This window comes from Lysinibacillus sp. NPDC093688 (assembly GCF_050280145.1).
Lineage (GTDB): Bacteria > Bacillota > Bacilli > Bacillales_A > Planococcaceae > Lysinibacillus > Lysinibacillus xylanilyticus_B.
Window position 1 is genome coordinate 1 of the sequence record NZ_JBNNUX010000050.1, and the last position, 24,265, is coordinate 24,265.

Below are 24,265 nucleotides of genomic sequence, written 5' to 3' on the forward strand. Positions count from 1 at the left end.
TCAACAGCTTGTAATCTATCTTCGGCAGTATATTTGACCATAAAAAAACTGCACCTCCAATTGTTAGATGTGTCTAACAATTGGGGAGCAGTTCACATTGTTTCGCAAGGTTTTTTTACTTTTTATGAAACATTTGAGGAAGTGAAGGTAAAAGTAATCAGAGCGACGGAAAGAAGAGGCGAAGTGACGGATAAAAGAGCCAAAGCGACGGAAAGAAAAGCCGAAGTGACGGATAAAACCGCCAAAACGACGGAAAGAAGAGGCGAAGTGACGGATAAAAGAGCCAAAACGACGGAAAGAAGAGGCGATGCGACGGATAAAACCGCCAAAATGACGGATAAAGCACTCGAGATGACGGAAACGAAACGAATCAATGGATAACTTAGCCCACCGTTTGTGAAAGCTTCACAGCAAAGATGCATATTGTGCCAAGACTATTGTCCTTATTAATCAACAATTTCTTTTGAATTAATAGTAAGTATTAATAATTTGCGGATTTCCTGAAGAATCAGTTCTACATTTATATTTGTTATAAATCTATCCAAGTATATATGTTGGTTGAAGTAAGTACTATGGAGTATGGGCGACTTTATGGACTCTTTAGGCAAAGGGGCAGTCTTAATCATTTTCAACTTTGCAAAAGTGTATATAAGGCATTAAAAGGATGAATAACCCTAATATTGTAATTATTCAGAAAATTAATGAAACTATCTTGACGAATAAGTTAGTTTTATAGTAGTATCTTAATAATCAATTAAATATACAAACCTCACGTTTATTCTATTGTGAGGTAGAGGTGCGGTATTTATTAGTTCATTGTTGAGTACAAGCAAGCGAAGACGCAATGAAGAAGGAACTATCGCCGAAGTGTAAAAGGAGCTCGTACTTTTATGCTGGGTCTGCAGTGAATAAGTGCAGGACTGTCCTAGTAAATTCTCTTCCAAGTTTACTAGGTTGTGCTATCTTGGAATGTGGAATTCCAGTGAGGATTTGGGCAACTGTTGAAAAAAGTAAGACCTAAGTTAAAAACTTAGGCTTTTTTAGTACAGTTGTCTTATTTTTTTTACAAAAAAGGGGGAGTTTTACATGAAAAGAAAATGGTTAGTAGTAATGTTGATTGTAATGACTGCAATTTTGCTCGCTGCATGTGGTACTGGTGACAAAAAGGAGCCTTCATCATCTAGTAATGAGGGAGTCAATACGAATAATAAGGAAGCTGGCGGCCAATTCCGTATCGGGATGGAAGGTGGTTATGCTCCGTTTAACTGGACGCAGCAAGATGATGCAAATGGCGCAATTAAAATTCGTGATAATTCAGAATATGCAGGCGGATATGATGTACAAATGGCGAAAAAAATAGCTGAAGGCTTAGGAAAAGAATTAGTCGTCTTAAAATTTGAATGGGATGGCTTAGTACCAGCTCTACAATCAAATAAAATCGATGCAATTATTGCAGGTATGTCACCTACTGAAGAACGTAAGAAAACGATCGACTTCTCAGAAAACTACTACACGTCTGATTTTGTAATGGTTGTTAAAAAAGGTAGTAAATACGAAAATGCAAAATCTATTCAAGATTTCTCTGGTGCAAAAATTACATCACAGTTAAATACAACGAACTACACTGTTATTGATCAAATCAAAGGTGTAAAAAAACAAACAGCAATGGATACCTTCCCAGCAATGCGTGTAGCAGTAGAAGCTGGAAAAATTGACGGCTATGTAGCAGAACGACCAGAAGGTATTTCCGTTGCTGCTGCAAACGATAAATTAACATATGTAAAATTTGAACAAGGTTTCGATACAGATATTGCAGATACATCGATAGCAGTTGGTTTGCGTAAAGGTGATGCAAATCTTGAAAAGATTAATGAAATCTTAAAAGGTATTTCTGAAGATGATCGCCAAAAAATTATGGAAGAAGCCATTCACCAACAACCAGCAGCACAATAAAATGAATGCACGGGCTAGCTATTAGTCCGTGCAATATCATTACATTATAGTAGAATCTTTCTAAAAAATATTAATGTCTTAGCTAATTATTTCATAAGATATAAGAAACAGTGGCCAATGAAAATGCTAGATAGCTAAGAGGATTGGTTCGAAAAAGCAATATGACGTTGTTAGGGGGTACATCATGAGTCTTGAATGGATTATTTCAATTGTTGAGAACAACTGGCAAATGTTTTTACGAGGTACGTATTATACATTACTTATTTCAATTAGTAGTACAATTATTGGTGCACTTATCGGATTTTTTATTGGCATTATGCATACCATCAAAGTTCGTAAAAAGGATGTAAAATTTTATAGCTTAAAATTCATTAATTTTATACTAACTTGCTATGTCGAATTCTTCCGTGGTACACCAATGATTGTACAAGCAATGGTTGTATTTTACGGATTAGATATAGCATTTGGCATTGATATGCACTTTATTACGGCAGGTATTTTAGTTGTTTCACTAAATACAGGTGCTTATATGGCAGAAATCGTGCGTGGTGGAATTGTTTCCATTGATCAAGGGCAGTACGAGGCTGCATCGGCTATTGGTATGAATCATGTTCAAATCATGCTACATGTTATATTACCACAAGTTTCCCGTAATATACTGCCTGCAACGGGTAACCAATTAATTATGAACATTAAAGATACAGCGGTTTTAAATGTTATTGGGGTTACGGAATTATTTTTCCAAACAAAATCGATTGCAGGTAATAACTTCCGCTATTTCGAATCCTTCTTCGTAGCATGTGTCCTTTATTTCATAATGACATTCACAGCGTCAAGAATTTTACTGTATGTAGAAAAACGGCTGGATGGACAAGATGCCTACCAAAAAAAACAGAAAGAAGCAATATAGGGGGCCAATAAATGACTGTTATTAAAATAGAGCATTTAAGTAAATCATTTGGTCGTAATGAAGTGTTAAAGGATGTAAATTTCCAAGTAGAAAAGGGCGAGGTTGTCTGCTTAATCGGTTCTTCAGGATCTGGTAAATCAACATTACTACGTTGCATTAATTTACTGGAAATTCCAACTGGCGGTCAAATTATTTACAAAGGTGAAGATATTTTAGATGAAAAACATAATATCCAGGAATACCGTACACATTTAGGAATGGTATTCCAGCAATTTAACCTATTCAACAATCATAATGTGCTTAAAAATTGCACAGTTGGTCAAATGAAAGTATTAAAGCGTTCGAAGGCAGAAGCTGATGAAGTTGCGCTAAAATATTTACAAATTGTTGGGATGGATCAATACGTCAATGCGAAGCCACGACAGCTATCTGGCGGTCAAAAACAGCGTGTAGCGATTGCACGCGCCTTGTCAATGAGCCCAGAAGTAATGCTGTTTGATGAACCGACGTCAGCCCTTGACCCAGAAATGGTAGGTGAAGTATTAAAAGTAATGCGTCAGCTAGCGGATTCCGGTAATACGATGTTAATTGTTACACATGAAATGGAATTTGCCAAAGAGGTAGCAGATCGCGTTGTCTTTATGGATAAAGGTGTTATTGTAGAGGAAGGCCCTCCAGCACAGGTTTTAGTAACCCCTCTGCATGAACGGACAAAAGAGTTTTTAAAACGGACATTAAGATAAATAAGTTCCGCCTCTGGTTATGAATAACTAAAAAGTGAGTCCAAACAATTTTATTAATATGAAATTTATCTTTATATAATGTGCAACATTATTAAGCTGAACGTATTAGTTCAGCTTTTTTTGCGATTAAAGATATAATCTGGGCTATTTCAATTAATGGACCATTTTTGTCTAGGAACTTCCTTCCACTGATAGCGTCAAATTTATAAATTTTATGCAGTTATTAACCCTTTAATAATGGAGGTTGTATGTTGAAAAAATTAGTTATTCTATTTACCGTAACTAGTGTTCTGTTTGTTGGATGTTCGCAAGAAAAAAGCTATAACGTATGGGTTGATTCATCTACACAATCACAAGAAAGTATTGATTCAGCGATAGAACGGCTTACTAATGCCAAGGTTGATTTCATTATTGATGATAATGGTAGTGTTTTAATAAATGAAAAAGATATTGATAAGGCTGTGATGTGCTGTTCTTAAGCTATAGGGGGCTCTTAAAGAAGGGTAATGTCCTTTTTTTATTGAAATTAGGAGGATTTTTAGTGGAATGATTTTGAAATTTATTGAAACGAAAAATACGAAATTCAGTCTAATTTTTAAAAGGAGTGATGATATTGAAAAAATTTAGTTTAATTATATCTTTACTATTTTTATCAATTGGATTATTGGGGTGTCAAAAAAGTGGGAATGAGGAGGGACTCGACAAAGAGATTTCAAAGTCAGCTGAGAAAATAACAGATAAGCCTACAATCATAGGCGAAATTGTTCAAATAGAAGGTAAAAGATTTTTAGTGGAAAACAAAATCGAAAAATTACCAGATGGCAGACCAGATGCGATATGGTTTTCAACTGATGATATTGAATTTTTAAAAGTAGGACTTACTGTTTCTGTTTGGACAACCAAAATAGAAGAAAGTTATCCAGCACAAGCAGTTGCAGAAAAAATTGAGATTAATGAATAATGAGCGAGATTAAAAAAATGAAGTTTTAAACTTCCATGAAAATAAAATCTCTGGCACTAAAAATAAAGGCCTAGTCATTAAAAAAGTGGAAATCTGGTTTAGATTGTATTAGGCAGTGACGGTCACATTGTAACCCAAACTTACAAGTCTCCGAACAGAATATCGAATAGTTGATTGTTTTGTTGTTAAGTCTACATACATTTCTTTCCTTGTTAGATGGTAATAAGCAATTCGTAAAATGGCATGAGCGACGGATGAGCGTGCTCGCTCTTTACCCTTTCAAGCTGAAGTCCGTCTACTTCTAATCCCATTTGTTTATGACTTCTAAAAAATAAAACGTACACCACTAAAATTGAATTTAGCAATGTACATTTAACGTTTTTTTACAGAAAATAGGTTGCTTTATTTTCTAGAATTCCATTCTGCGTATAAAATAAAGCAAATTGCAAATGCAACGGCCAGGATAAAAAACCATTGTGGTACACCACCAAAGCTCATGTTAACACCTCGAAGTAAAATTTTTATTAGTTATCTTCATTCGTTAGTGGACTCCCAGTTCTAAATGTGAAACATCTACTGAATGAGAATATTACCTCCAGACGCATTGATCATCTGTGCGAAAGCACCAAATGTTTACTGTGCGGAAGCGAAGCGACAGCACCAATTACGCCAAGACGAAATTGATATAGTTAAAAAAATGGATAGTTACGGAGAAAATATGGTCTTCTATGGTTTTTTTCTCCACAAGCGTACAAAAATATTATAAAATAAGCTGTAGACATTAGCTTCGTGCTAGTAAAGAGAGGTAGAGAGATTATGTTACATTTAAAATGGAAAGATGCTTCAACTGTACGTACAGTTACTTGTAAGCATACAAATGCATCAAAATATTTAGTTTCAAACGTATTAACAGTAGGCAAACAATATGATGTGAAAAATGAAACAGAAGAATTCGTTTTTATTATCGATAACACAGGTAATATTGGTGGCTACTATAAAGATTATTTTGAATAAGTATATCAATTTCGCCTTGGCGTAATTGTAGCTGTCGCTTTGCTTTCGCTACAGAAAACATTTGCCGCTGACGCTTCGCTTTAGCGCAGATAAACAATGCGTCCGGATTTTGAGTTGTGCGAGCACAACGCATTCCTTTTAAAATTCGTGACATCCGCCGGAGGCTTTGGGTCAACGTGATGTTGATCACTCAGTCGTTGCCTCAGGACGTGGCGTTCTTAGACTGAGTTCCTCTATTCAGTAGGTTTGAATGAAAATAAAAGGGTGGTTCAGATGATTTCTGAGCCACCCTTTTTTGTTGGAAAAACGAAATCATTTCCTCTTTAAGGTCTTTATTTCAGCAACATCCTGTAGATGCTCTTTTTCCTGCTCTGTAGCCGTATGAAGGTCAAAGACATCTTGGATAGCTGACTTCAGCTCATGTTGTGTCTCTTTGAATTTTGATACTTGCTGTTCAAAGGAAGGGCTCGTAAAACGATCATTTGTACGAGATAATCTTTCTTCTAGCTGCGCGTAGCGATGATCCATATGCATAGATAACATCATAGCTAACTGATTTTTCCAAAGTGGAATAAGGGTAACGATTGAAAATTCTATTTTTTCCGCTAGTGTTTGATTGGACTGTTGGATCATGCGTATTTGAGGCGCAGTTTGTAAGGCAACCTGCTGAGAAACTTGTAAGTCATAAATACGTTGATCTAGACGTTCGATTTGAGCGGCATAGTCATTAAGCTGTTGGACAGCTAGTGGCTGTTTCGCCCCCTGTGCACTAGTCACCTTTTCAGGAAGTTCCACTTCAATGGCTTGCTGCTTCTTCATTTGTCCGGCTGCAATAGCAGTCGCTAACTCTTCAAAGAATCCTCTATTATGTGCATACAGTTCTTCTAGCATTTCTACATCTTTAATCATTTGAAGCTGTTCACGTTCAAGCTGAACACCAATTCGTTCTACTTGGATACTAATACGTTCAAACTCCGTTAATGTTTGCTTAACAGTAGGCTCAATTTTACCAAACATTTTTTTGAAAAAGGACTGTTTTTTTGGTTCTAATGCGTTAGGGTCTACACGGTCTAACGTATGCATTAATGAGTCTAGCATTTGGCCAATTTTTGTGACGTCTTTCTGTTTTACTTGTGCAAGCATTCGATCGGCAAATTGAGAAAGTGATCGCTGTGAATCTTGCCCTAGAGACAGGACTGATTCGAAGTTTGTCAGGTCAAGCTGACTAGCATAGAGAAGTGCACGACTTTGTGCAAGAGGCGATAGCGTTTCATACGTCGCCATCGCCTCATTATTTGTAGTCTCTAAATAAGATTGCACAAGAGGGGAAATACCTTGTATTGTATTTAGTTGAAATGCGTGATCATTCGCCGTCACTTATCATCGCCTCGCCACTCCAATTGTTCTTTTCGTCGTATATTGGAACGATTCGCAAATTCGATTTCCATTTGAAGATGGTCAATGTCGTTGGAAAGCGCATCCTTTAAATCAATTTGAATCGTATCATTTAAATCGGTAAGTGTTTCTCTTGTTTTTGATAATGTAATTTGGATTTCCTTATCCTTCACAGGCTGCCTTGATAACATCGTATACTTATCCGTTAATTCAACAGCGGACGGGAGATGTGCATAAAAAAACTGTTCAACATTATAAAATTTTCGTGGATCTGTTTTAACAATTTTCACGATATTTTTTGAAATACGTGTCATTTCGAGTAATTGCTTAAATGCAGAAACAGAGCGTACACGTAAGTAGTTTTGACTTAATGTTTGAATGTTTTTATTGGCTGCTGTAAGTTGTGTTTCAATATGTTTGTATTCTTCTTTGGTTATACCGGCTATTTGCATGAATTTCTTTTTCTGTCTATGTTTCAACAGCGTCGTACTGGACGCGTATGTTCCAGCGAACAATAAACTACCAAGTAAGTATCCTGGCGTTGCCGCAAAGGCTGCGATAGAAACAGTTGTGAGAGAAATTAAGAGGCTAGCGGTATGTCTAGAGAAAAACTGTCCGACACTGAGCATGTTTCTTCCTCCTAGCATTTAAATATGTCTATCTTCTTATACGAAATAATCGACATAAAGTTTCAACGAAAAAATAAACCTTACATAAATTTTACTGCTATTTGTAAAGTTTCACAATGATATTACTTTAGAATAAGTAAATCCTTTGCTTTATTAGCAAAAAAAGTGGAAAGACGAAATAGAAGTCGAACTAAATGTCCGACATTGCGGCTTTATCTAACTCGGTAGAGTGGCATTAGTCTATCAGAACCAATTATTTTTTTATATCGTATTCAAAATTAATGTGATTCGCGATTATTGCAGTGCTTTACACGTTTTTTTATTTTTTCTCATAATAGGTCAACTATTAGTATTGTTTTTTCATCTGTTGTTAATTCCTCACCATCAGCGTTTTATTTGCTTATATGATTTTATGCCCACAATACGCTTACATTTTGAGTAGAGAATCATGCCTGCTTTCAGTTTGTTCAACGCTTATAATGCTTTAATTGTTTTGGCGAAAGAGTTGTCCCATCTATTGTATGGTATTCAAATTCCCCTAATTGGTCTTTATCATGAGCAAAATAAGTATAGACGACATTTGGTTCATCTGAAAAAATAACGTTTACCCAATAACTTGGAAGACCTGCAAAGTGCCATTTACATTCAATAGATTGGATAGCTTCTTTCGAATAAGACATATCCTCAATCAAATAGTTTTCGATTCTTTTTTCATATAGCCGCTTTTTGATGTGTACTGTACAAAATGGTACAAGCAACATAATGATTATCCCAACGATCAAAAATTTTTTCAAACTTCATCCCCCTAAACAAGTTCTGCCCAATATTTTTTAATAGTTATTATTTCGGCAATTAATCTCCGAACACCTGGTTACGCTATTATTTCTTTTATGGAATATAGAAGGCATTTCATGGTTGGGTAGGGATTACCTTTATAGCTTGATAAATATAGAATAGCTAGTAAAAGTATCTACTTCACAAGAAGCTCCCACATCAAATGACTAGAGCAAGAACCTTCTAAAAGATAAAGAAGGGGAACCGTAAAATGCAAAATCATATCCATTGGGCTTTTATTTTGCCAATTGACTTAATAGTTGAAAAATAGTTCGCAATATTCTATTATTTTTATAAGTAAAAAAAGGTAATCAATGGAATTATGGGGGGATGAATTATGAGTCAAATTTGTGTTATCAGCATCTATGTACCTAACATTGAAAAAGCAATTGATTTTTACACTACTGTTTTAGGTTTTGAGGTAAACAAACAATACGGACCCAAAATTGTAACACTTGTCAACGGAGATTTACCATTAGTTTTAGAAGAAGCAAAAAAATCTGAATCCATTTCTAGAGATTCTTTAGGTGTGGTTTTAGCTCTAAAAACGGAAGACATTAATCAGACAGTCAAAGAGCTAAAAGAACATAATGTTGAATTCATTGCTGAAGAACCAATGGATTGTCCTCCAGGAAAAGTGATTAGCTTTAAAGATCCTTTCGGGAATGTCTTTGAGTATTTACAATTTATTTAGGTAGATATATATTCCTTAATGTTTCAGAAAGTCACATCTAACTAGATGTGGCTTTTTTATTTCATTTGAGATTAATATTGTTAAATAAGATAAACACCATTATAATAGTGTTAATTATATCCAATCCTTAAGACGCTTTCATGTTCAAGAGTTTATAGAAGAAAGGGAGTCTGCCATATGCCAAAGAACACAAACAACAAGGTTGAGATATTGGAAACTAAAATTATTTTAGAGAAATACAAGGAAAATATAGAATCAATTCAAAAATCATTAAACCAACTTGAGTTGGAAGTTAGTAATTTGCATAGTGAAGGGTTGGTTGAATTAGAAAATTTGGCTAATGAATTAAACATGTTGCAGCTGCTTTCAACGAGTATAAAATTTAAAGCTAATACTCTTATGTGTAATAATAATAAAACCATTGTGACATTAATGACTGAATAAAATATTGATATCAAGTCACACCCAATTTGATATAGGTTTTTATTATACTTTTGTTTGTTACATATTCTGAGGGAGATAGATTTAAGAGTGAACGCGAAACGTAAATCAGAAGTTCAAAGTGTTTTCATCTTATTCTAGGTATACCTATTAAGCTGGATACACTTTTCATATTAATAGCCTTCAAAGGTAAAGTAGCCAGACTATACAACGACTTATACTTGTTATGCTAGTAACAACTGATTCTACCAGGAATGAGCATTGGATCTGTCTAATCTCACAAGAGGAGATTAGACAGATCCATATTTAACTGACAGTAAATAATCATACACACGATGAATAGTGGTTTTTATTATGCATGTAATGAATCATTAAAAGGGTCACCGAAGGGTAGTGACCCTTAGAAAAGAAAAAGAGATGTATGGTTATTTTGAAAAATGCATTAGATGTTTGAAGTTATTAATTGTAATGTTATGGATTAAATATCTATGATTTATGTTAGAAATGTTAATACGAATTAAATAGGAATGCAGCACCAATAATAATTAGAAGAATGAATAAAACAACAAGTAGCGCAAATGCTGAACCGTAGCCAGAACCTCGATTACCACCATATTGAGACATAATAATTCCCTCCTTTCTGTAATTTATAATATGTATAGTTTTCAATAGTGGTTGAGATATTTATCATAGGTTGTCTTAGAAAATGATTTAACTTCTTTCAGCGGGTTTCCAAACAGAGCAAAGCAATACCCGCGAAGCGAAGCAATACCCGCGGAAGCAGGGCGAATACCCGCGGAAACAGGGCAAATACCCGCGGAAGTGAAGTGAATACCCGCGGAAGCAGGGCGAATACCCGCGGAAGCAGGGCAAATACCCGCGGAAGCAGGGTAAATACCCGCGGAAGCAGGGCGAATACCCGCGGAAGCAGAGGAAATACTCGCGGAAGCAGGGTAAATACCCGCGAAGCAGGGTAAATACCCGCGGAAGCAGGGCGAATACCCGCGAAGCGAAGCAATACCCGCGGAAGCAGGGCGAATACCCGCGGAAGCAGGGTAAATACCCGCGGAAGCAGGGCGAATACCCGCGGAAGTGAAGTGAATACCCGCGGAAGCAGGGCGAATACCCGCGGAAGCAGAGCGAATACCCGCATGGAGTAATTGGGAGAATTCATGCACCGACAGCACTGGATATAGAAGGAACCCGACACTCTTTGAAGAAATACCTTGACCCCGACATTGAATCTGTGAATTGTTATCACGGAGGATTAAGTAAGGAAAATATTAATGAGCAGATTCAAAAAGTAATTTCAGAATTTTAATTGAGTATTCCACAAAAGGGAAAATCTGTATGCTTGAGAAGTGTGGAAGACTTGATAAAGAGTAGAAACTAGTGGATTATAATTAAGGAGATAATTGTAATAAGAAAGGAAGTACAAAACTTTGGATTTCGAAACAGTTATGCAGGAGCTTGAATCCCTTGGTAAGGAACGAACTAAAAAAATGTATATATCCAATGGTGCGCATGAGCCTCTTTTCGGTGTTGCTACAGGTGCTATGAAACCTATTGCAAAGAAAATAAAAATAAACCAACGTTTAGCTGAAGAGCTTTATGCTACAGGTAATTATGATGCAATGTATTTTGCAGGCATTATTGCAGACCCAAATGCTATGACTGAGTCGGATTTTGATCGTTGGATAGATGAAGCGTATTTTTATATGCTGTCTGATTATGTAGTGGCAGTAACTTTATCAGAGTCAGATATTGCCCAAGACGTTGCTGATAACTGGATTGCAAGCGGTGACGAGTTAAGAATGTCAGCGGGTTGGAGTTGCTACTGCTGGCTTTTAGGGAATCGCAAAGACAATGAATTTTCCGAAAGCAAGATTTCCAATATGCTTGATATTGTAAAAAATTCTATTCATGATTCACCAGAAAGAACAAAATCTGCTATGAATAATTTTCTATCCACAGTGGGAATTTCGTATTTACCACTACATGAAAAGGCTATCGAGACCGCAAAGGAAACAGGTGTAGTAGAACTCAAAAGGGACATGAAAAAAACAAGTTTTTTAAATGCTTATGAAAGTATTAAAAAAGAAATGGATAGAGGGAGAATCGGTTTCAAACGCAAGCATGTAAGGTGTTAAAATTAGCTTTGCATCGGTGTATTAATCCAAGCGAATAAAATCCTAAGTCACATCTAACAAGGTGTGGCTTTTTATTGTGCATACAATATCCAATGGAGGATGTATCGAATGGACTTTTGAGCAGTAGTAGAGGACAAAAGCATAGAGAATGTCCAGTCGTTTTATAACGGTTAAATTAGTAGATCTAATATAGATAATTTGCTAGAATGTCGAATGTGAATAAAATAGAAAAATTAGTTGAAATGTGGAATCATTTTTGATTCTATCGAATATAATTAAAAGTTGGGCAAAATTGATTATCATTGTAAATGTCAAAACAATGTACATTTTTGCTCGTTTAAGCATGTACACTTTCGACGATGATTAACTACTTTTCTATACAAGTGTGTGAATAATTGCAACTTGGCACGGAGCCTTTATTCGCATGATTCGATAAACTAGAATTCATCTATAGTAAGGGGTGGCTAACCGGTCAAGGCAATCATGCTCGCCGTGAGGGCTGGTCTACTTTTTTAATAAAAATAGACACAATTGTTATTAATCAATGCTGAAGTGTCTTACATTCGTCAGCGATTGCATACAGTGGTTAGGAGCATATATTTGAAAGGAAGTGGAGGCAAATGAAAGTAACGGTTAAAGAATGGCGTGTAATGTCTGATCGCAACAAACAATTACTTTTAAATGCGGTAGCAACTAAATAAAACATAGATGTAAAGAGGAATGAGAACATGCAGCAACGAACACAACCCGTATTAGAAAAAGCAAGCAGCACTAGGAAGTAATAACATTGTTTATAGTTTTTATCTGCACAAATAATTCAATTAAGAGTTGTCTCACAGGCAACATCTCATTTAATGGATAAAATTAATGAAATCACTCATAAAGGTGCTATACCTCCATATGGCTACCCGATCTGGATTCGAACAATGTGATTTTAAGAATATCTTTGCCCCATTGGCAGGGATATACTTAAAAAGTAATCCCCTAATCAAAGTATTTGATTAAAGATTGTTTTTATTATCATAATTTAATATGACGTAAAGCATAAATTTTCCGTTTGGAAAGTTTATGCTTTGTTTTTTTGCTGAAATTTATGGTTGCAGTATAGATACTTTGGATTTACTCATGCCAAGTAGAAAGCCAAAAAAGACTATGCAGCCATCTGGTGTCGATATTTTATCGATGCCAAATGGTCGATTTAATAAAAGGGTAGGTTTTAATGCGAGAGTGATTCAACATGATTACGATCATTTAAATGACGTGTTAATTTCCCACATTGGAATATGCATTGAGCAAAAAATCGCCCATTAAAACAAAAAAACAAAGCTTACGCTCTGTTTTTTTGTTTTATGCTTATGGAAAGAGGAATTGTACATAACAATCCAAGCAGAATGAACAGAATTAAGGTGTTGATTGGATTGTTTTTTACAATTGTATCTTCTTTATGTTTTTTTTCAAATTCTTTTACCTCTTCTGTTTTACTTACTTTATCATTTGGAACAAATTCATTTTTATTTACATCATAGTAATAGAATCTGTGTTTGTTAAAGGTGAAAAAGTCATCCATAATCGTTTTATATGAACTTGAAATCATCGCTAAGTTCACTTTTTCCGTATCAATCACTTTTTTTACATATTTTTCACTTTCTTCTTTAAACAATGCTTTTTCTTTATTTAATAAGTTAGCTGCTTCATTTTTTACTTTTTCTACATCTTGCAGTGTTGTTGCCTTTTTCAAGCCCTCTTCAATAAAGGCTATCTGTTCCATTTTCATTTTTTCTTCAAATTCTTTTGTTTTTTGCTCTAATTTTGATTTATCTTCTCTTTCTGTTTTAATCAGCACCGTTTTTGTTTCTTGTGCTAAAATTTTGGCGGAGTCGTTTTTGTAATAATGAACTTCATTTTTGTTTTTATTATTGACTGAAGTCAGGTGCTCTTCTGTAATGATTTTTGTTGCCATGCTGGCAGATGAAAAAACGATACTCAAAATACATACTGACAGTCCGATCAAACTTAATTTTTGTAAAAATTTCATTTGAATCACCCCGTTTTTTCTATTATTATCCACATAATACTCTATTTACATTTTTTATTTTTTATTCAAATATTTTTCTACTTTATGATCAAGCAAGGAAATATATTTATGATTATAAAAAATAAAAGTAAGAGGAGACGAAATTTTCAATAGGGGGTAATCAATGAATAAACCTTCAGATGAAGCATTAAAAAATATGCTTCGATTTTTATTAAAAACTGGTGTTCCACGGCTAATAGCTAAAAGAGAAGCTGAACTAAAAGAAATATTAGAAAGAGAGCAATAATAAAGCATCTAAATAATTATTTGCGCTTGCTACGGCAGGTGCTTTTTTATGGAAGGAAAAAATAAAAAGGACTGGGGTATTATTCCCAATCCTAATTAATAAAATATAAACTTGCCCCCAACAACGTCACCGTATTCAAAACCTTATTCATTCAAAAAAAGGAGGGGCAAGACTAAACAATGTCTGAGTCCATGCGTGCATAGCCTTTTAAATCATCAAAAAGCTCTAATGCAAATGAATTTGAATCTGCTTGAGGGCTAACACCCTTTTGAACAAATACTAAGAATTCATCTATCGCTTTTTTGGAACCTTCTACTTCAACCTCAATTTGTTCTTGATCATTTAGTTTACAGTAACCTTTTAATCCTAGCTCAATCGCTTTTTGTTTAATGAAAAAACGGTAGCCAGTCCCATAAACATCTCCGAAAAATTTAATTAGCGCTCGCTTATTCAAGCTAACACCTCCTAGAGAAGGGGGGAAGAACCCCCTTTGTGTTTAGTGCATAACACGTTCTTTTTCTAAATAAGCAATTAAATTATTGATATAATAGAGAACCTGCTTTGAAGCTTGATCTACTTCTTTTAAATGAACTTCAGCTTGTTGAATATTCCCAACTTTATAAGCCTCCGCTGCTAACTTCGCTGATTTATGTACATGTAAATGATATGCGTCTAAATCACGATAGTCCTGCAAGTGCCCAAAACGTTCTACTGAGCGAGCAGATGTATACCATTTACCGAGACGACAATCCGTATGCGAAGAAACATCACTTGGTTGGACGCTTTCAAGACCGAGGAACATATTATAAATTCGCCATTTCCATAAAATATGGTCGGCTTTTGATAATTGTAAAAGTGCTATAGACGATAGTTGAACGTTATTATTGGCAATAATGTCATTTCGGAATCGATTAATTTCTTTCCCTAATGCGTGAATATCTCTAGATGTGTTGTGGCTATAATCACGAATATCATCTTGAAGACTAGATATCTCAATCATTCTTGCTGATACTTCATCAATAGCTGCGGCTTGCTCCTCTGATATCGCCGCTGTATTTGTAACATCCAGATTAATACCTTCAATGGCACTAACAATCGCATTTAATAATGGTAATGATTCTTTAGCTTCCACTGTTGCTTCTTTTATAATCTCTGTCGTTTCCGTAATCGAGACTGACACTTCATTTGAATAGCTCTTTAAATGATGTACATTTGTAGTTACTTCACTAAGCGCTGATACTGTGCCCTCAGCGAGCTTTCGAACTTCCTGTGCAACTACGGCGAAGCCTTTACCATGCTCACCTGCTCGTGCAGCCTCAATAGAAGCGTTCAAAGCAAGTAAATTCGTCTGATCGGCAATTTGGTTGATTAACGTTACAACATTTTCGATATCATTTACCCGCTTTTGTAATTCTGAAAAGGACTCAACAATCGTTGTAAATGTCTCTTCAGTTTTAAAGATTTCAGAAAGGGCATGCTCAATGGCATTTTTTCCTTGTACAGCGTGATCAACAGATTCAGTTGTTTTTTCTGAAATACGGGAAGACATTCGAGCAACCTCATTAATAGAAGCGGCAATTTCTTCAGTTGCTGCGGTAGAGGATTGAATTTCTTCATTTTGCTTATCTAAGCTAAATACTAAATCTTTCATATACATGATTTTTGCGTTAACATCCATTAAAGAAGAAACTTCAGCAACTACATTTTCAATCGTACGTTCTGTTAATACTTCAACGAGTAATTCCTGATCAACATTGACTGCAGATTGGAAGGATTTCATGTACTCAAATGCCTTATAAGGTTTTAAACCAAAATTATGTAATATGTATGTAGTAATATAAAAAGCAAATTGATTGAAGACGACGATTAACTTACCAGGCTCATATTGATTTTTTCTGAATAAATTGAAAAATTTAACGGTTTCATCCACATATTCATCATCACGAGTAGCTAAGAAAAATTGAGTTAAGTATCGATTAATATTTTCTTCACTGATCGTTAGCTGAGAGGAGAGAGATATTTCACTTAAATAATTATTAAAAATAGCGTTCATTGAAGGCGTGATATCATTTAATTTTTTATAGAGAGTTTTTAAATTCTCTTCATCTTGAGAGTTGAAATGGTTAAATGCTAGTGTTTTATTAAAACGGCCTGTAGCATTTAAATTTGTACCACGCTTTAATAATTCTTCGAGTTCGGCCTTAGGTCGAATACTTGAAAACATAAAAGAAATACCTCCAAAAATTATGAATAATAAGGTAATAATAGCATATTAAAGAGTGTTTTAATAGACATTTCAAATGTCTTTGCTAAAATGAAAATATCTTATTACAGCAGGGAATGTGGCAAATATGTATACAATCATTTACATGAAAGCTGATTATGAGCCTTGGTGGAAGTTTGAGGGCTGGGAGGCTTTTATTCAAACAAATGAAACCTTCGAAACAGAGGAGCAATTTGAGTCAGCATTACAAAGAAAACTGCAGCACTTCCGATTAGCATATGACAATGAGGTAACGAAAGAAGGGGGATTTTGGGCCTTCTGGTCAGAGGATGAAAGTGTTTTTTGCGAAGCCTGTGACGATGATGTACAAATTTATCACGGTATTATCGCTTTGAAATCTGAGGAATAGAAATAAAATTTTGACATTTTTAAAAAAACATTTTTCTTTATTTGACAAAATTATGAATGATGGTTATACTTAACTTAACAATTTAATTGCTTCACCGAAACATGAATTCACATATTACAAAAAGTGATCGCGTTAGTTCGGTACTCTTTGTAATATGTGAATTTTTTCATACGCTGAAGAAATTACATATTGTTCACTTTTATTTTTTGGAGGTTTTCTTAAATGAAACAAGGTACAGTAAAATGGTTTAACTCAGAAAAAGGTTTTGGATTCATCGAAGTAGAAGGCGAAAACGACGTATTCGTACACTTCTCAGCTATCGGAGGCGAAGGTTTCAAAACTCTTGACGAAGGTCAAAAAGTGGAATTCGAAGTTGTAGATGGCAACCGCGGACCACAAGCTGCTAACGTAACTAAACTTTAATTCTCAGTAATTAAAATTACATTCGTTAAAAAAAGACATCCTATTGATATAGGATGTCTTTTTTTGTATTCAAATAGATTCAGACGATCAGGAATAAAAAATATACTTAGGGCAAGTTTTAAATTCGAGTAGTTATGTATATTTATATTGTCTACTGCTAAAGGTTCTGAAGGGTTAGAGATAGTAATAGACAGTTTAAGGCTTTCAGGAGGTGCAAATGATTTTCCTTACGTTAAAGAAGGTACTTACCAGTGTAATGTAAAATATTTGCCTTATTCTAAAATAGTTATTGAATTTGTAAAGTAATAATTGAATTACGCTAAATTAAAGGAAAGCCAACGTTTTGAATAAAGTTTATTCAAAACGTTGGCTTTTTATATGCAGTGAAATCAAGAATTTAAAGTGATTTTAATCAAACTTTATTATATATCAACAACAAGCCCTTTTTTAGTATAGACTAATTTGATTCCTTTTGTTTTTTCTCCATATATTTTTTACCCCATTCTCCCATAGTGTTCAAAACGGGTATAAAGCTTTTCCCTTGTGTTGTTAGCGAGTATTCAACTTTTGGAGGAACTTGTTTATACACTTCTCTGTGAACCATTCCATCCTCTTCCAACTCTCTCAGTTGTCTTGTTAATATTCCTTTTGAAATGCCTGGTAACAACCTTTGAAGTTCGTTAAATCTTCTTGTTCGTCGACTTAGATACCATAAAATAGTGATTTTCCATCTTCCAGCAATTACATTTTGAGTAAGTGTCAAAGAACATACTTCTTCTTGTTCTTCGGTAGGTGGTTCTCCTTGAAAATTAAATCGAGCCATTGATTGTAGTATCCCTCTCTCATAAGGTACTTTTTTTGTGACTATGTCATAAAAAAATGCCTACTTTTATTTTTGTGACTGTAGATATAGTATATACTTAGATTTCATTTTTCAATATTAACTTCTTTCAGCAGGTGCAAACACCTGCTGAAAGAAGTTAAAGCCTCCGGCGGATGTCACGAAATCGGAAAGGAGTTCTTTGTGCAAGCACAAAGCCGATTCAGGACGCAATTATGCCGAGGCATAATTGATTTGGAGGGAAAAAAATGAAAATATTAGTTACAGGTGCAACGGGAAAATTAGGGTCAAAGGTTGTAGAAGCATTATTAAAAGTTGTACCGGCGAGTGCATTGGCCGTTAGTGTTCGAAATCCAGAGAAAGCAGAAGGATTGCGAGCTCTCGGAGTAGAAGTTCGACACGGAAATTTTGATCAACCAGAAACATTAGATGCTGCCTTTTCAGGAATTGATCGACTTTTAATAATATCTACGTTTGGGGATGATGAAACAATAATGAGACAGCATACGAATGCCGTAGCCGCTGCTCAACGTGCTCAAGTAAAATTTATTGCTTATACTAGTGTGACAAATGCAAATGAAAGTGAATTTTTCCTCGCTTCATCTCATAGAGCCAGAGAAGAAGCTATTATGAAAACAGGTATTCCTTATTCATTTTTACGAAACAATTGGTATTTTGAAAATGAAATTGGGAACATACAGGGCGCGATGGTAGGAGCACCTTGGGTTACATCGGCAGGGAAAGGAAAAGTAGGCTGGGTACTTCGACAAGATTTAGCGGAGGCAGCAGCAAATGTATTGACTGGGAAAGGCCACGAGAATACAATTTACGAGCTTTCTGGGAAGCTAATGACACAGGAGGAATTAGTATCTGCCCTTGGAGATGGATTAGCGAAAGAAGTTCATGTACAACAAGTCGATGATGTTACTTATGCGGACATTTTGAAAGGTGCAGGCGTACCAGAAGCTTACCTTCCTATGCTTGTAAACACGCAAAAAGGTATTCGAGAAGGTGGTTTAGAGATTGAAAGTAACGATTTAGAAAAATTACTTGGTAGATCAGCTACGCCAATAAACGAAGCTCTTAGCCAAATAATTAGTCAAATTTCTCAAACAGGAAATTAAGTTTCATCAAAAAAATGACCTTCTCATAGTAATGGAGGTCATTTTTATATAGAAGGAATAGATGGTTTTTCTTCTGAAGAATGTTCAATAATGTATGGAATAAGCTTATTTAAATCCTCTAGTTCAGCTAAATTTTCAAGCCGTCCTAAATTAGGGTTATATTTGTATAAGCCTTTAACTTATGGTCTTTTTACAGTTGAATCCATGGCTGTATTGTTACCATAGGTATTATTTATTTAATACACGCTGTAACACATGAACGGGAATAAACAAACCTACACGACCATATGGATCTTTTTTCGCCGTTGCAAAAACAATCCCAATTACCTCACCATCGGCATTTATGACTGGGCTCCCACTATTACCTCGATAAACAGGGGCATCCATCATCATAACAGGCTCCTGCCAATCTTCAAGGGATGTTGACTCCAGTAAAGTTCCTTCATTTGCAATGCCCGTAAAGGCTAGTGGATTACCAATGAAATACACATGCTCATTTTTGCTATAGCTTGGATTTTTAGCAAGGGAAAGGGAAGGTAGATCATCACCGGTTACTTGCAATAATGCTAAATCTACTTCTGGGTAACTTTCCACTAACTTGGCACCCATTAAACCTTCCTCAGGGAAAACAACGAATAATGATTGAGCATCTTCTACAACGTGTGCATTGGTTACGATAAGCCCATCTGAAGAAATCACAAAACCAGTACCTTTACTAGAATCCGTCGAGATTTCTACAACAGCCTTTTTATATGTTTTTATATCTTCTTGCGCTGATAATCGAGCAGACACTTTCAAAAATTCTATCGCTGGAATGGAGTAAATTTGAAAGATAAGTGCAAATGTATTCAAAAATAACACAAATGCCATACTCCAGACAATCCATTTGACAATCGGTCTTTGTTTTTTAGGCTTTTTATCTTGCTGCTGTTCTTCTAGTTCTTGAGCTAACGCCTTTTGCTGTTCAGCGAGGACAAGCTCAATCAATTCTTCTTCCGTCAATTCTTCATTTGTTGTTGTTCTATGTATTTCACTCATAAAAGCACTCCTTACTCAAAATGAAAAGCGCCCAAGCTGGACGACTGTAAAGTAATTCTTATTCAATTTTTTGTAGGGTAGGGGTAATGACAAACGGCTCCATATTATTATCAACATCGTGTCTTCTATACGGAATATTTCATAGTGTTCAATGTACCCTTTAGAGCGTGTAAAATGAATATCATCATGATAGACAGTTGTTCCAGTAGTGAAAGAAGTCAGGGTTGATTATATAGTTCAAGCATTAAAGCTATTTCCTTTTTACATTACGTCCTAAACACAGAAACTTCTTCGGCTCATTTCTTTCATTATACGTGAAGTCTATAGGTTATACGAATGTTATGAAAATCAGTTTTCTAGAAAGATAATCTCTTTGCTAGACGCATCGAACCGTTCACGAAAAAAATATTGCTCGGTTAAAAGGATGTAGAAGCAAAAAAGGTCCATAGGGAGCACCACTCTTTAAATAAAATAATTATATTATGTAAACTGTATGCTGGAAACTTGTAAGAGAGTTTATAATTTAATATGATAGAAATGAATATACGAAAATGGGGGGCGTTTATATGTATCGACAAGTAGAAGACTTTTTAAATGAGTGGTCAGCATCAGCACAAGGTACTATTCAAGTATTAAAAGCCGTAACAGATGAGAAATTAGAGCAAGGCATCGTGGAAGGTCACAGCACGCTAGGCTGGTTAGGGTGGCATTTAGTTGGTGCTGCTGGTTATTTCAGTTATTTAGCAGGTTTACAGGTGCCAATGACTCGTCAAGAAGATCCTATTCCATCTACCGCTGCTGAAATTGTAGCTGCATACGAAAAGGTAGCAAATAGTGTGAAAGAGGAAGCGGCCAAGCTATCAGATGAAGACTTGCTGGAAGAAGTAAAAGGCTTCACTGGTCCAATAGCTAGAGGTGCACTACTACGTGTACTAATCGATCATCAAACACATCACCGTGGACAAATGACGGTGCTCCTACGTCAAGCAGGCTTACCAGTACCAGGTGTAATGGGACCTACGAAAGAAATGCAAAAATAAGACGTATTAGGCAGATACTCAGTGTATCTGTCTTTTTTGATTAAATATAAAGAGAAAATAGGCAATTCTTATTTGAAAGTTAATAGGAAGTGCCTATTTTTGTTTAATTTCTTGGCTGTTTTCTCAAAGATTGTGCTTCTGGTTTGTCTATCTTATTCAACTAAAGCACCCCATTAGTTCAATAAGAAAACAGCTTTATTCTTTTTCTTTCCTCTAATATTCTTATATAAATTCAAACGCAAACATTAAACCTAAAGGGATAGTTAACCAAAGCAGAGAATTGCTCAATATAATTTTAAAATAAGAAGTATTTTCTAATTTGTCTTTGGAAACGAGTCTCCACATCAACAGTGCCCCAAGAGCCCATACTGGTATGATTAAAAAGAATTCTGGCGTCAAAGTATCAGATTCACCTAACGCCCCTTCTGCAAAAAACCAAGAAATAAATAATGCAACAAAACCAGTAAATATAACATTACCTATAACTAATGATTTCATTTTTAAGCCTCCTCTCTCTTTGTGTATATAAAATACTTTATTCACCAGTAGATTCACATATCATTCTTACTTAACTATCCTGCGTCGTTAGTTCAACAAAGAAAGAAGAGCTACCTATGCAATTTAATGATCTTCAAGTAAAGCACCCGTTAGCCATCCATGTAGCGCAAAATCAACACTACACCACAGAAAATGAAAGATTTTTACGTTCTTTCATGGGAGTTTAAAAAGAACAGCGACGCTTCTTCAACAATCGCGCCCGATTGTTGAGTATTGTTATTTAACTAAAGTACCCCTAAGTAGATTTCTTCACATTATTTTCTTGAAATAAAATGAGCAAAATCCTGAAAAACAAAGGCAGGCTATAAACGTCCAGAAGTTAAAAAATAAATGATTAGAAAAAGGATTTAAATAGGATATTTCGTATTCAAAATATGGATTGATTTCATTTCGAAATGAAACGATTCGGTAAATCGTCATTCCTGAAATCAGCATAAACACCCCTGAATAGCATGCTTGAAACAGTTTCCTTCTCATTGAAAAACGTTCATGTAACTTTTCAAAAACAAACATCATTGCAAAGAAAAAATAAAGAATAATTAACATCGGAAACATAACAAACATTAAGCCTGGGTTTCCGTTTCCAAAAAAAATGTCACCTGTGGGGTCGAAAGAAGAAGTAGTCATATTAGTGAATGTAAAACCGACAACACTCACAATTCCCGAGATTACAACACTTAGCAAAAAAAGAAAGCGCATTATACTCCTCCTCAATAAACCAGTCATTTTTCTTTAGTAATTAATACTTTAATAAACATCTAAATTTTAACATAACTATTCAACCTCTATAAGGACGTTATTCAATTAAATGGCCCGATTGTTGAACACATGTGAAACACCACTCTTCAACTAAACTGCACCGTTAGCTGAATAAGAGGATTTACAATTTCATCAATTTGTTAAATTTTTTGTCGTAAAGACTTCTCTTTAAAAAATCTGAACGCCAATAATCATATAAATCTTTTCGACTTGCTTTTAGAAAAGTTTTTAATACTCTTTTTAAATAAGGGTTATAAGGAAATAGAACGTCTTTGCCTAAATTTAAACCTTTATTAAAGTAAAATGCTGCAGATTCATAATCGTTAATTTCTTCATATTTATAGGCTATCAATATAAATCCACTAGCTAATTCGTCTACTTCGAAATCTCCATTATTTAATTTGTTTTTTAAGACCTCTATCTCTCTTAATTTTTTCTTCCTCGAAAACAAACCATAGAAAGAACTAGCTTGTTCTACCACTTTAATATATTGTTTTGAAGGGTCTTTTAATTTGTAATTGCTTTTCATTTAATCACCTATATCCTTAAAAACTTTATTTCAAATCAACACCTGTTTGCTTAACAGAATATAGCTCAGATTTTTGTCTAAGTATAACAGATATTCTTGTTCAACAAACCTGCTCCGTTAGTTCAATAAAGAAAAAAGTGCTGCATATGCAACTCAATGATCTTCAATTAAAGCTAACCGTTAGTTTAAGTACATTTTAATTCAAATATCCCAAAGCTAAAACTAGCACAAACGTTCGGATTGAATTATAATTAACTTATCTTAATACAAAAGGGGTCCTGCCTTATGAGTCAAAGAGTTGCCTACTATGATGTTGCACCGGATGGTATGAAAATTATGATGGACATGGAGAAATACACTAAGAAATCTACAATTAATCGGGCAACTAGAGAACTTATAAAAATTAGAGTCTCTCAAATTAATGGATGTGCTTTCTGCATTGACACACATACTTCCGATGCCCGTAAGATGGGTGAAACCGAACAGCGTATTTATTGTTTAAGTGCTTGGAATGAATGTACTTTTTATACACTTGAAGAAAAAGTTGCTCTAGAATTATCTGAACATATAACTTTAATTCCTACTAAAAGAGTTCCGGATGACCTATATGATCGGGTCCGTGAATACTATGATGAGCAACAGTATGTTGACCTTGTTCTAATCATCAATCAGATTAACAGTTGGAATAGAATTTCTATTGCAATGGGGAATACAGCAACTGAAAAATAAAAACATATAAACGAACATCTCACGGTGTTCGTTTTTTCCTTCCTTCCTTTGTTTCGCTATTTCTTTCGATATGTATTACAAAAATCTTTTTTCACTAACACTTGATAATGGTCTTTAATTGCTTCAAATGTTTCCGAAGAAACTGAACTAATCACATTTTCTTTACTTATTACTTGTGGTTCTTTTCTATCTTGTCACTGTATATTTCAACGACTACGTTATGCTGATAAACAGCTTGTACTTTCCCTAAAACTAAGCCGTTATTTATACAAACTAAACAATTTGAACCTAAAATCATTTTAAATTTCCTCCTTTCGTTACTGTACAATATCTTTCAGATATTCATTCAATGTAGTGATGGAATTTAAAATTCAGCATTGGTATATCTGTATAAAGTAACCTTCTTCTTCAATTAAACTGCTCCGTTCGTATTATAAGGTCAGCCAGATATTAAATTGTACCCTTTGTAAAGGACATTTTAAAAAAGGTTAGGCAACTTTTTGAAGCTGCTGTCTGTATTTTGCAGGCGGTAGCTTTTTTAAATTC

General features: G+C 34.9%; 29 protein-coding genes, 1 pseudogene and 1 riboswitch. Of the genes and pseudogenes, 18 read left to right on the forward strand and 12 right to left on the reverse strand.

Annotation, left to right across the window (positions count from 1 at the left end):
- The 7 genes from ACQKN2_RS22950 to ACQKN2_RS22980 all read left to right on the forward strand — a co-directional run.
- The coding region (locus tag ACQKN2_RS22950; RefSeq protein ID WP_427416988.1) for a hypothetical protein at positions 1–381 on the forward strand (381 nt) is incomplete at its 5' end.
- Between the two features lie 402 nt (positions 382–783).
- Positions 784–970, forward strand: a riboswitch (Lysine riboswitch).
- 116 nt (positions 971–1,086) lie between these two features.
- Positions 1,087–1,953: a transporter substrate-binding domain-containing protein gene (locus tag ACQKN2_RS22955; RefSeq protein ID WP_427416989.1), complete on the forward strand. Its 867-nt coding sequence runs from the start codon at positions 1,087–1,089 to the stop codon at positions 1,951–1,953.
- Positions 1,954–2,137: 184 nt separating this feature from the next.
- The gene (locus tag ACQKN2_RS22960) at positions 2,138–2,863 is read left to right on the forward strand and encodes an amino acid ABC transporter permease (RefSeq protein ID WP_427416990.1); all 726 of its coding nucleotides are present in this window, start codon (positions 2,138–2,140) and stop codon (positions 2,861–2,863) included.
- Between the two features lie 11 nt (positions 2,864–2,874).
- Positions 2,875–3,606 (forward strand): amino acid ABC transporter ATP-binding protein, encoded by a 732-nt coding sequence (locus ACQKN2_RS22965; protein WP_427416991.1) that lies wholly within the window; start codon positions 2,875–2,877, stop codon positions 3,604–3,606.
- A gap of 248 nt (positions 3,607–3,854) precedes the next feature.
- On the forward strand, positions 3,855–4,085 hold the full coding sequence (locus tag ACQKN2_RS22970) for a hypothetical protein (protein ID WP_427416992.1): 231 nt from the start codon (positions 3,855–3,857) through the stop codon (positions 4,083–4,085).
- 134 nt (positions 4,086–4,219) lie between these two features.
- Positions 4,220–4,567: a DUF3221 domain-containing protein gene (locus tag ACQKN2_RS22975; RefSeq protein WP_427416993.1), complete on the forward strand. Its 348-nt coding sequence runs from the start codon at positions 4,220–4,222 to the stop codon at positions 4,565–4,567.
- An 816-nt stretch (positions 4,568–5,383) separates the two neighbouring features.
- Positions 5,384–5,581: a DUF6501 family protein gene (locus ACQKN2_RS22980; protein ID WP_323646114.1), complete on the forward strand. Its 198-nt coding sequence runs from the start codon at positions 5,384–5,386 to the stop codon at positions 5,579–5,581.
- 312 nt (positions 5,582–5,893) lie between these two features.
- Here the strand turns inward: ACQKN2_RS22980 and ACQKN2_RS22985 are convergent, their stop codons facing one another.
- From ACQKN2_RS22985 to ACQKN2_RS22995, 3 genes are all read right to left on the reverse strand, one after another.
- Complete coding sequence (locus tag ACQKN2_RS22985) at positions 5,894–6,958, reverse strand: toxic anion resistance protein (protein WP_427416994.1); 1,065 nt, start codon at positions 6,956–6,958, stop codon at positions 5,894–5,896.
- Complete coding sequence (locus tag ACQKN2_RS22990) at positions 6,955–7,605, reverse strand: 5-bromo-4-chloroindolyl phosphate hydrolysis family protein (protein WP_323646110.1); 651 nt, start codon at positions 7,603–7,605, stop codon at positions 6,955–6,957. Before ACQKN2_RS22990 ends, ACQKN2_RS22985 begins: the two co-directional genes overlap by 4 nt.
- Positions 7,606–8,072: 467 nt before the next feature.
- Positions 8,073–8,399: a DUF3139 domain-containing protein gene (locus ACQKN2_RS22995; RefSeq protein WP_427416995.1), complete on the reverse strand. Its 327-nt coding sequence runs from the start codon at positions 8,397–8,399 to the stop codon at positions 8,073–8,075.
- Between the two features lie 377 nt (positions 8,400–8,776).
- On the opposite strand from ACQKN2_RS22995, the gene ACQKN2_RS23000 reads away from it, so the two are divergent.
- Positions 8,777–9,133 (forward strand): VOC family protein, encoded by a 357-nt coding sequence (locus ACQKN2_RS23000; RefSeq protein WP_427416996.1) that lies wholly within the window; start codon positions 8,777–8,779, stop codon positions 9,131–9,133.
- 177 nt (positions 9,134–9,310) lie between these two features.
- Entirely contained in the window at positions 9,311–9,577 is a 267-nt protein-coding gene (locus ACQKN2_RS23005) for a hypothetical protein (protein ID WP_427416997.1), read from the forward strand.
- Positions 9,578–10,081: 504 nt separating this feature from the next.
- On the opposite strand, the gene ACQKN2_RS23010 is transcribed toward ACQKN2_RS23005, so the two are convergent.
- Complete coding sequence (locus tag ACQKN2_RS23010) at positions 10,082–10,198, reverse strand: YjcZ family sporulation protein (protein ID WP_427416998.1); 117 nt, start codon at positions 10,196–10,198, stop codon at positions 10,082–10,084.
- A 526-nt stretch (positions 10,199–10,724) separates the two neighbouring features.
- On the opposite strand from ACQKN2_RS23010, the pseudogene ACQKN2_RS23015 reads away from it, so the two are divergent.
- From ACQKN2_RS23015 to ACQKN2_RS23025, 3 genes and pseudogenes are all read left to right on the forward strand, one after another.
- A pseudogene (locus tag ACQKN2_RS23015) lies at positions 10,725–10,895 on the forward strand (MBL fold metallo-hydrolase); the annotation flags it as partial.
- 121 nt (positions 10,896–11,016) lie between these two features.
- Entirely contained in the window at positions 11,017–11,724 is a 708-nt protein-coding gene (locus ACQKN2_RS23020) for a DNA alkylation repair protein (RefSeq protein WP_427416999.1), read from the forward strand.
- 1,125 nt (positions 11,725–12,849) lie between these two features.
- Positions 12,850–13,035, forward strand: coding sequence for a hypothetical protein (locus ACQKN2_RS23025; protein ID WP_427417000.1), 186 nt, complete (start codon positions 12,850–12,852; stop codon positions 13,033–13,035).
- 16 nt (positions 13,036–13,051) lie between these two features.
- Here the strand turns inward: ACQKN2_RS23025 and ACQKN2_RS23030 are convergent, their stop codons facing one another.
- Positions 13,052–13,759, reverse strand: a complete 708-nt coding sequence (locus ACQKN2_RS23030; protein ID WP_427417001.1) for a hypothetical protein — start codon at positions 13,757–13,759, stop codon at positions 13,052–13,054.
- Between the two features lie 163 nt (positions 13,760–13,922).
- On the opposite strand from ACQKN2_RS23030, the gene ACQKN2_RS23035 reads away from it, so the two are divergent.
- Positions 13,923–14,045 carry a hypothetical protein gene (locus ACQKN2_RS23035; protein ID WP_427417002.1) on the forward strand — a complete coding sequence of 41 codons (123 nt, stop codon included), beginning with the start codon at positions 13,923–13,925 and terminating at the stop codon, positions 14,043–14,045.
- A 172-nt stretch (positions 14,046–14,217) separates the two neighbouring features.
- Here ACQKN2_RS23035 and ACQKN2_RS23040 read toward each other — a convergent pair whose 3' ends face one another.
- Together ACQKN2_RS23040 and ACQKN2_RS23045 are read right to left on the reverse strand one after the other, a co-directional pair.
- Complete coding sequence (locus tag ACQKN2_RS23040) at positions 14,218–14,499, reverse strand: acylphosphatase (protein WP_197140733.1); 282 nt, start codon at positions 14,497–14,499, stop codon at positions 14,218–14,220.
- Positions 14,500–14,541: 42 nt separating this feature from the next.
- Positions 14,542–16,269: a methyl-accepting chemotaxis protein gene (locus ACQKN2_RS23045; protein ID WP_427417003.1), complete on the reverse strand. Its 1,728-nt coding sequence runs from the start codon at positions 16,267–16,269 to the stop codon at positions 14,542–14,544.
- 127 nt (positions 16,270–16,396) lie between these two features.
- Here ACQKN2_RS23045 and ACQKN2_RS23050 point away from each other — a divergent pair, with 127 nt between their 5' ends.
- Positions 16,397–16,678, forward strand: a complete 282-nt coding sequence (locus ACQKN2_RS23050; protein ID WP_427417011.1) for a DUF1033 family protein — start codon at positions 16,397–16,399, stop codon at positions 16,676–16,678.
- Between the two features lie 222 nt (positions 16,679–16,900).
- The gene (locus tag ACQKN2_RS23055; RefSeq protein ID WP_049665398.1) at positions 16,901–17,101 is read left to right on the forward strand and encodes a cold-shock protein; all 201 of its coding nucleotides are present in this window, start codon (positions 16,901–16,903) and stop codon (positions 17,099–17,101) included.
- A gap of 457 nt (positions 17,102–17,558) precedes the next feature.
- Here the strand turns inward: ACQKN2_RS23055 and ACQKN2_RS23060 are convergent, their stop codons facing one another.
- A complete protein-coding gene (locus ACQKN2_RS23060; protein WP_427417004.1) occupies positions 17,559–17,924 on the reverse strand; it encodes a winged helix-turn-helix transcriptional regulator in 366 nt (121 codons plus the stop codon).
- A 266-nt stretch (positions 17,925–18,190) separates the two neighbouring features.
- On the opposite strand from ACQKN2_RS23060, the gene ACQKN2_RS23065 reads away from it, so the two are divergent.
- Positions 18,191–19,066, forward strand: a complete 876-nt coding sequence (locus tag ACQKN2_RS23065; protein ID WP_427417005.1) for an SDR family oxidoreductase — start codon at positions 18,191–18,193, stop codon at positions 19,064–19,066.
- Positions 19,067–19,294: 228 nt separating this feature from the next.
- On the opposite strand, the gene ACQKN2_RS23070 is transcribed toward ACQKN2_RS23065, so the two are convergent.
- Positions 19,295–20,104 (reverse strand): S1C family serine protease, encoded by an 810-nt coding sequence (locus tag ACQKN2_RS23070; protein ID WP_427417006.1) that lies wholly within the window; start codon positions 20,102–20,104, stop codon positions 19,295–19,297.
- 566 nt (positions 20,105–20,670) lie between these two features.
- Here ACQKN2_RS23070 and ACQKN2_RS23075 point away from each other — a divergent pair.
- Entirely contained in the window at positions 20,671–21,144 is a 474-nt protein-coding gene (locus ACQKN2_RS23075; protein ID WP_427417007.1) for a DinB family protein, read from the forward strand.
- Positions 21,145–21,366: 222 nt separating this feature from the next.
- On the opposite strand, the gene ACQKN2_RS23080 is transcribed toward ACQKN2_RS23075, so the two are convergent.
- Both ACQKN2_RS23080 and ACQKN2_RS23085 read right to left on the reverse strand, forming a co-directional pair.
- Complete coding sequence (locus tag ACQKN2_RS23080) at positions 21,367–21,642, reverse strand: hypothetical protein (RefSeq protein ID WP_427417008.1); 276 nt, start codon at positions 21,640–21,642, stop codon at positions 21,367–21,369.
- 940 nt (positions 21,643–22,582) lie between these two features.
- On the reverse strand, positions 22,583–22,990 hold the full coding sequence (locus ACQKN2_RS23085; RefSeq protein ID WP_427417009.1) for a hypothetical protein: 408 nt from the start codon (positions 22,988–22,990) through the stop codon (positions 22,583–22,585).
- Between the two features lie 285 nt (positions 22,991–23,275).
- On the opposite strand from ACQKN2_RS23085, the gene ACQKN2_RS23090 reads away from it, so the two are divergent.
- A complete protein-coding gene (locus ACQKN2_RS23090; protein ID WP_427417010.1) occupies positions 23,276–23,719 on the forward strand; it encodes a carboxymuconolactone decarboxylase family protein in 444 nt (147 codons plus the stop codon).
- Positions 23,720–23,888: 169 nt separating this feature from the next.
- Here ACQKN2_RS23090 and ACQKN2_RS23095 read toward each other — a convergent pair whose 3' ends face one another.
- A complete protein-coding gene (locus ACQKN2_RS23095; RefSeq protein ID WP_402758612.1) occupies positions 23,889–24,017 on the reverse strand; it encodes a hypothetical protein in 129 nt (42 codons plus the stop codon).
- Between the last annotated feature and the right edge of the window lie 248 nt (positions 24,018–24,265).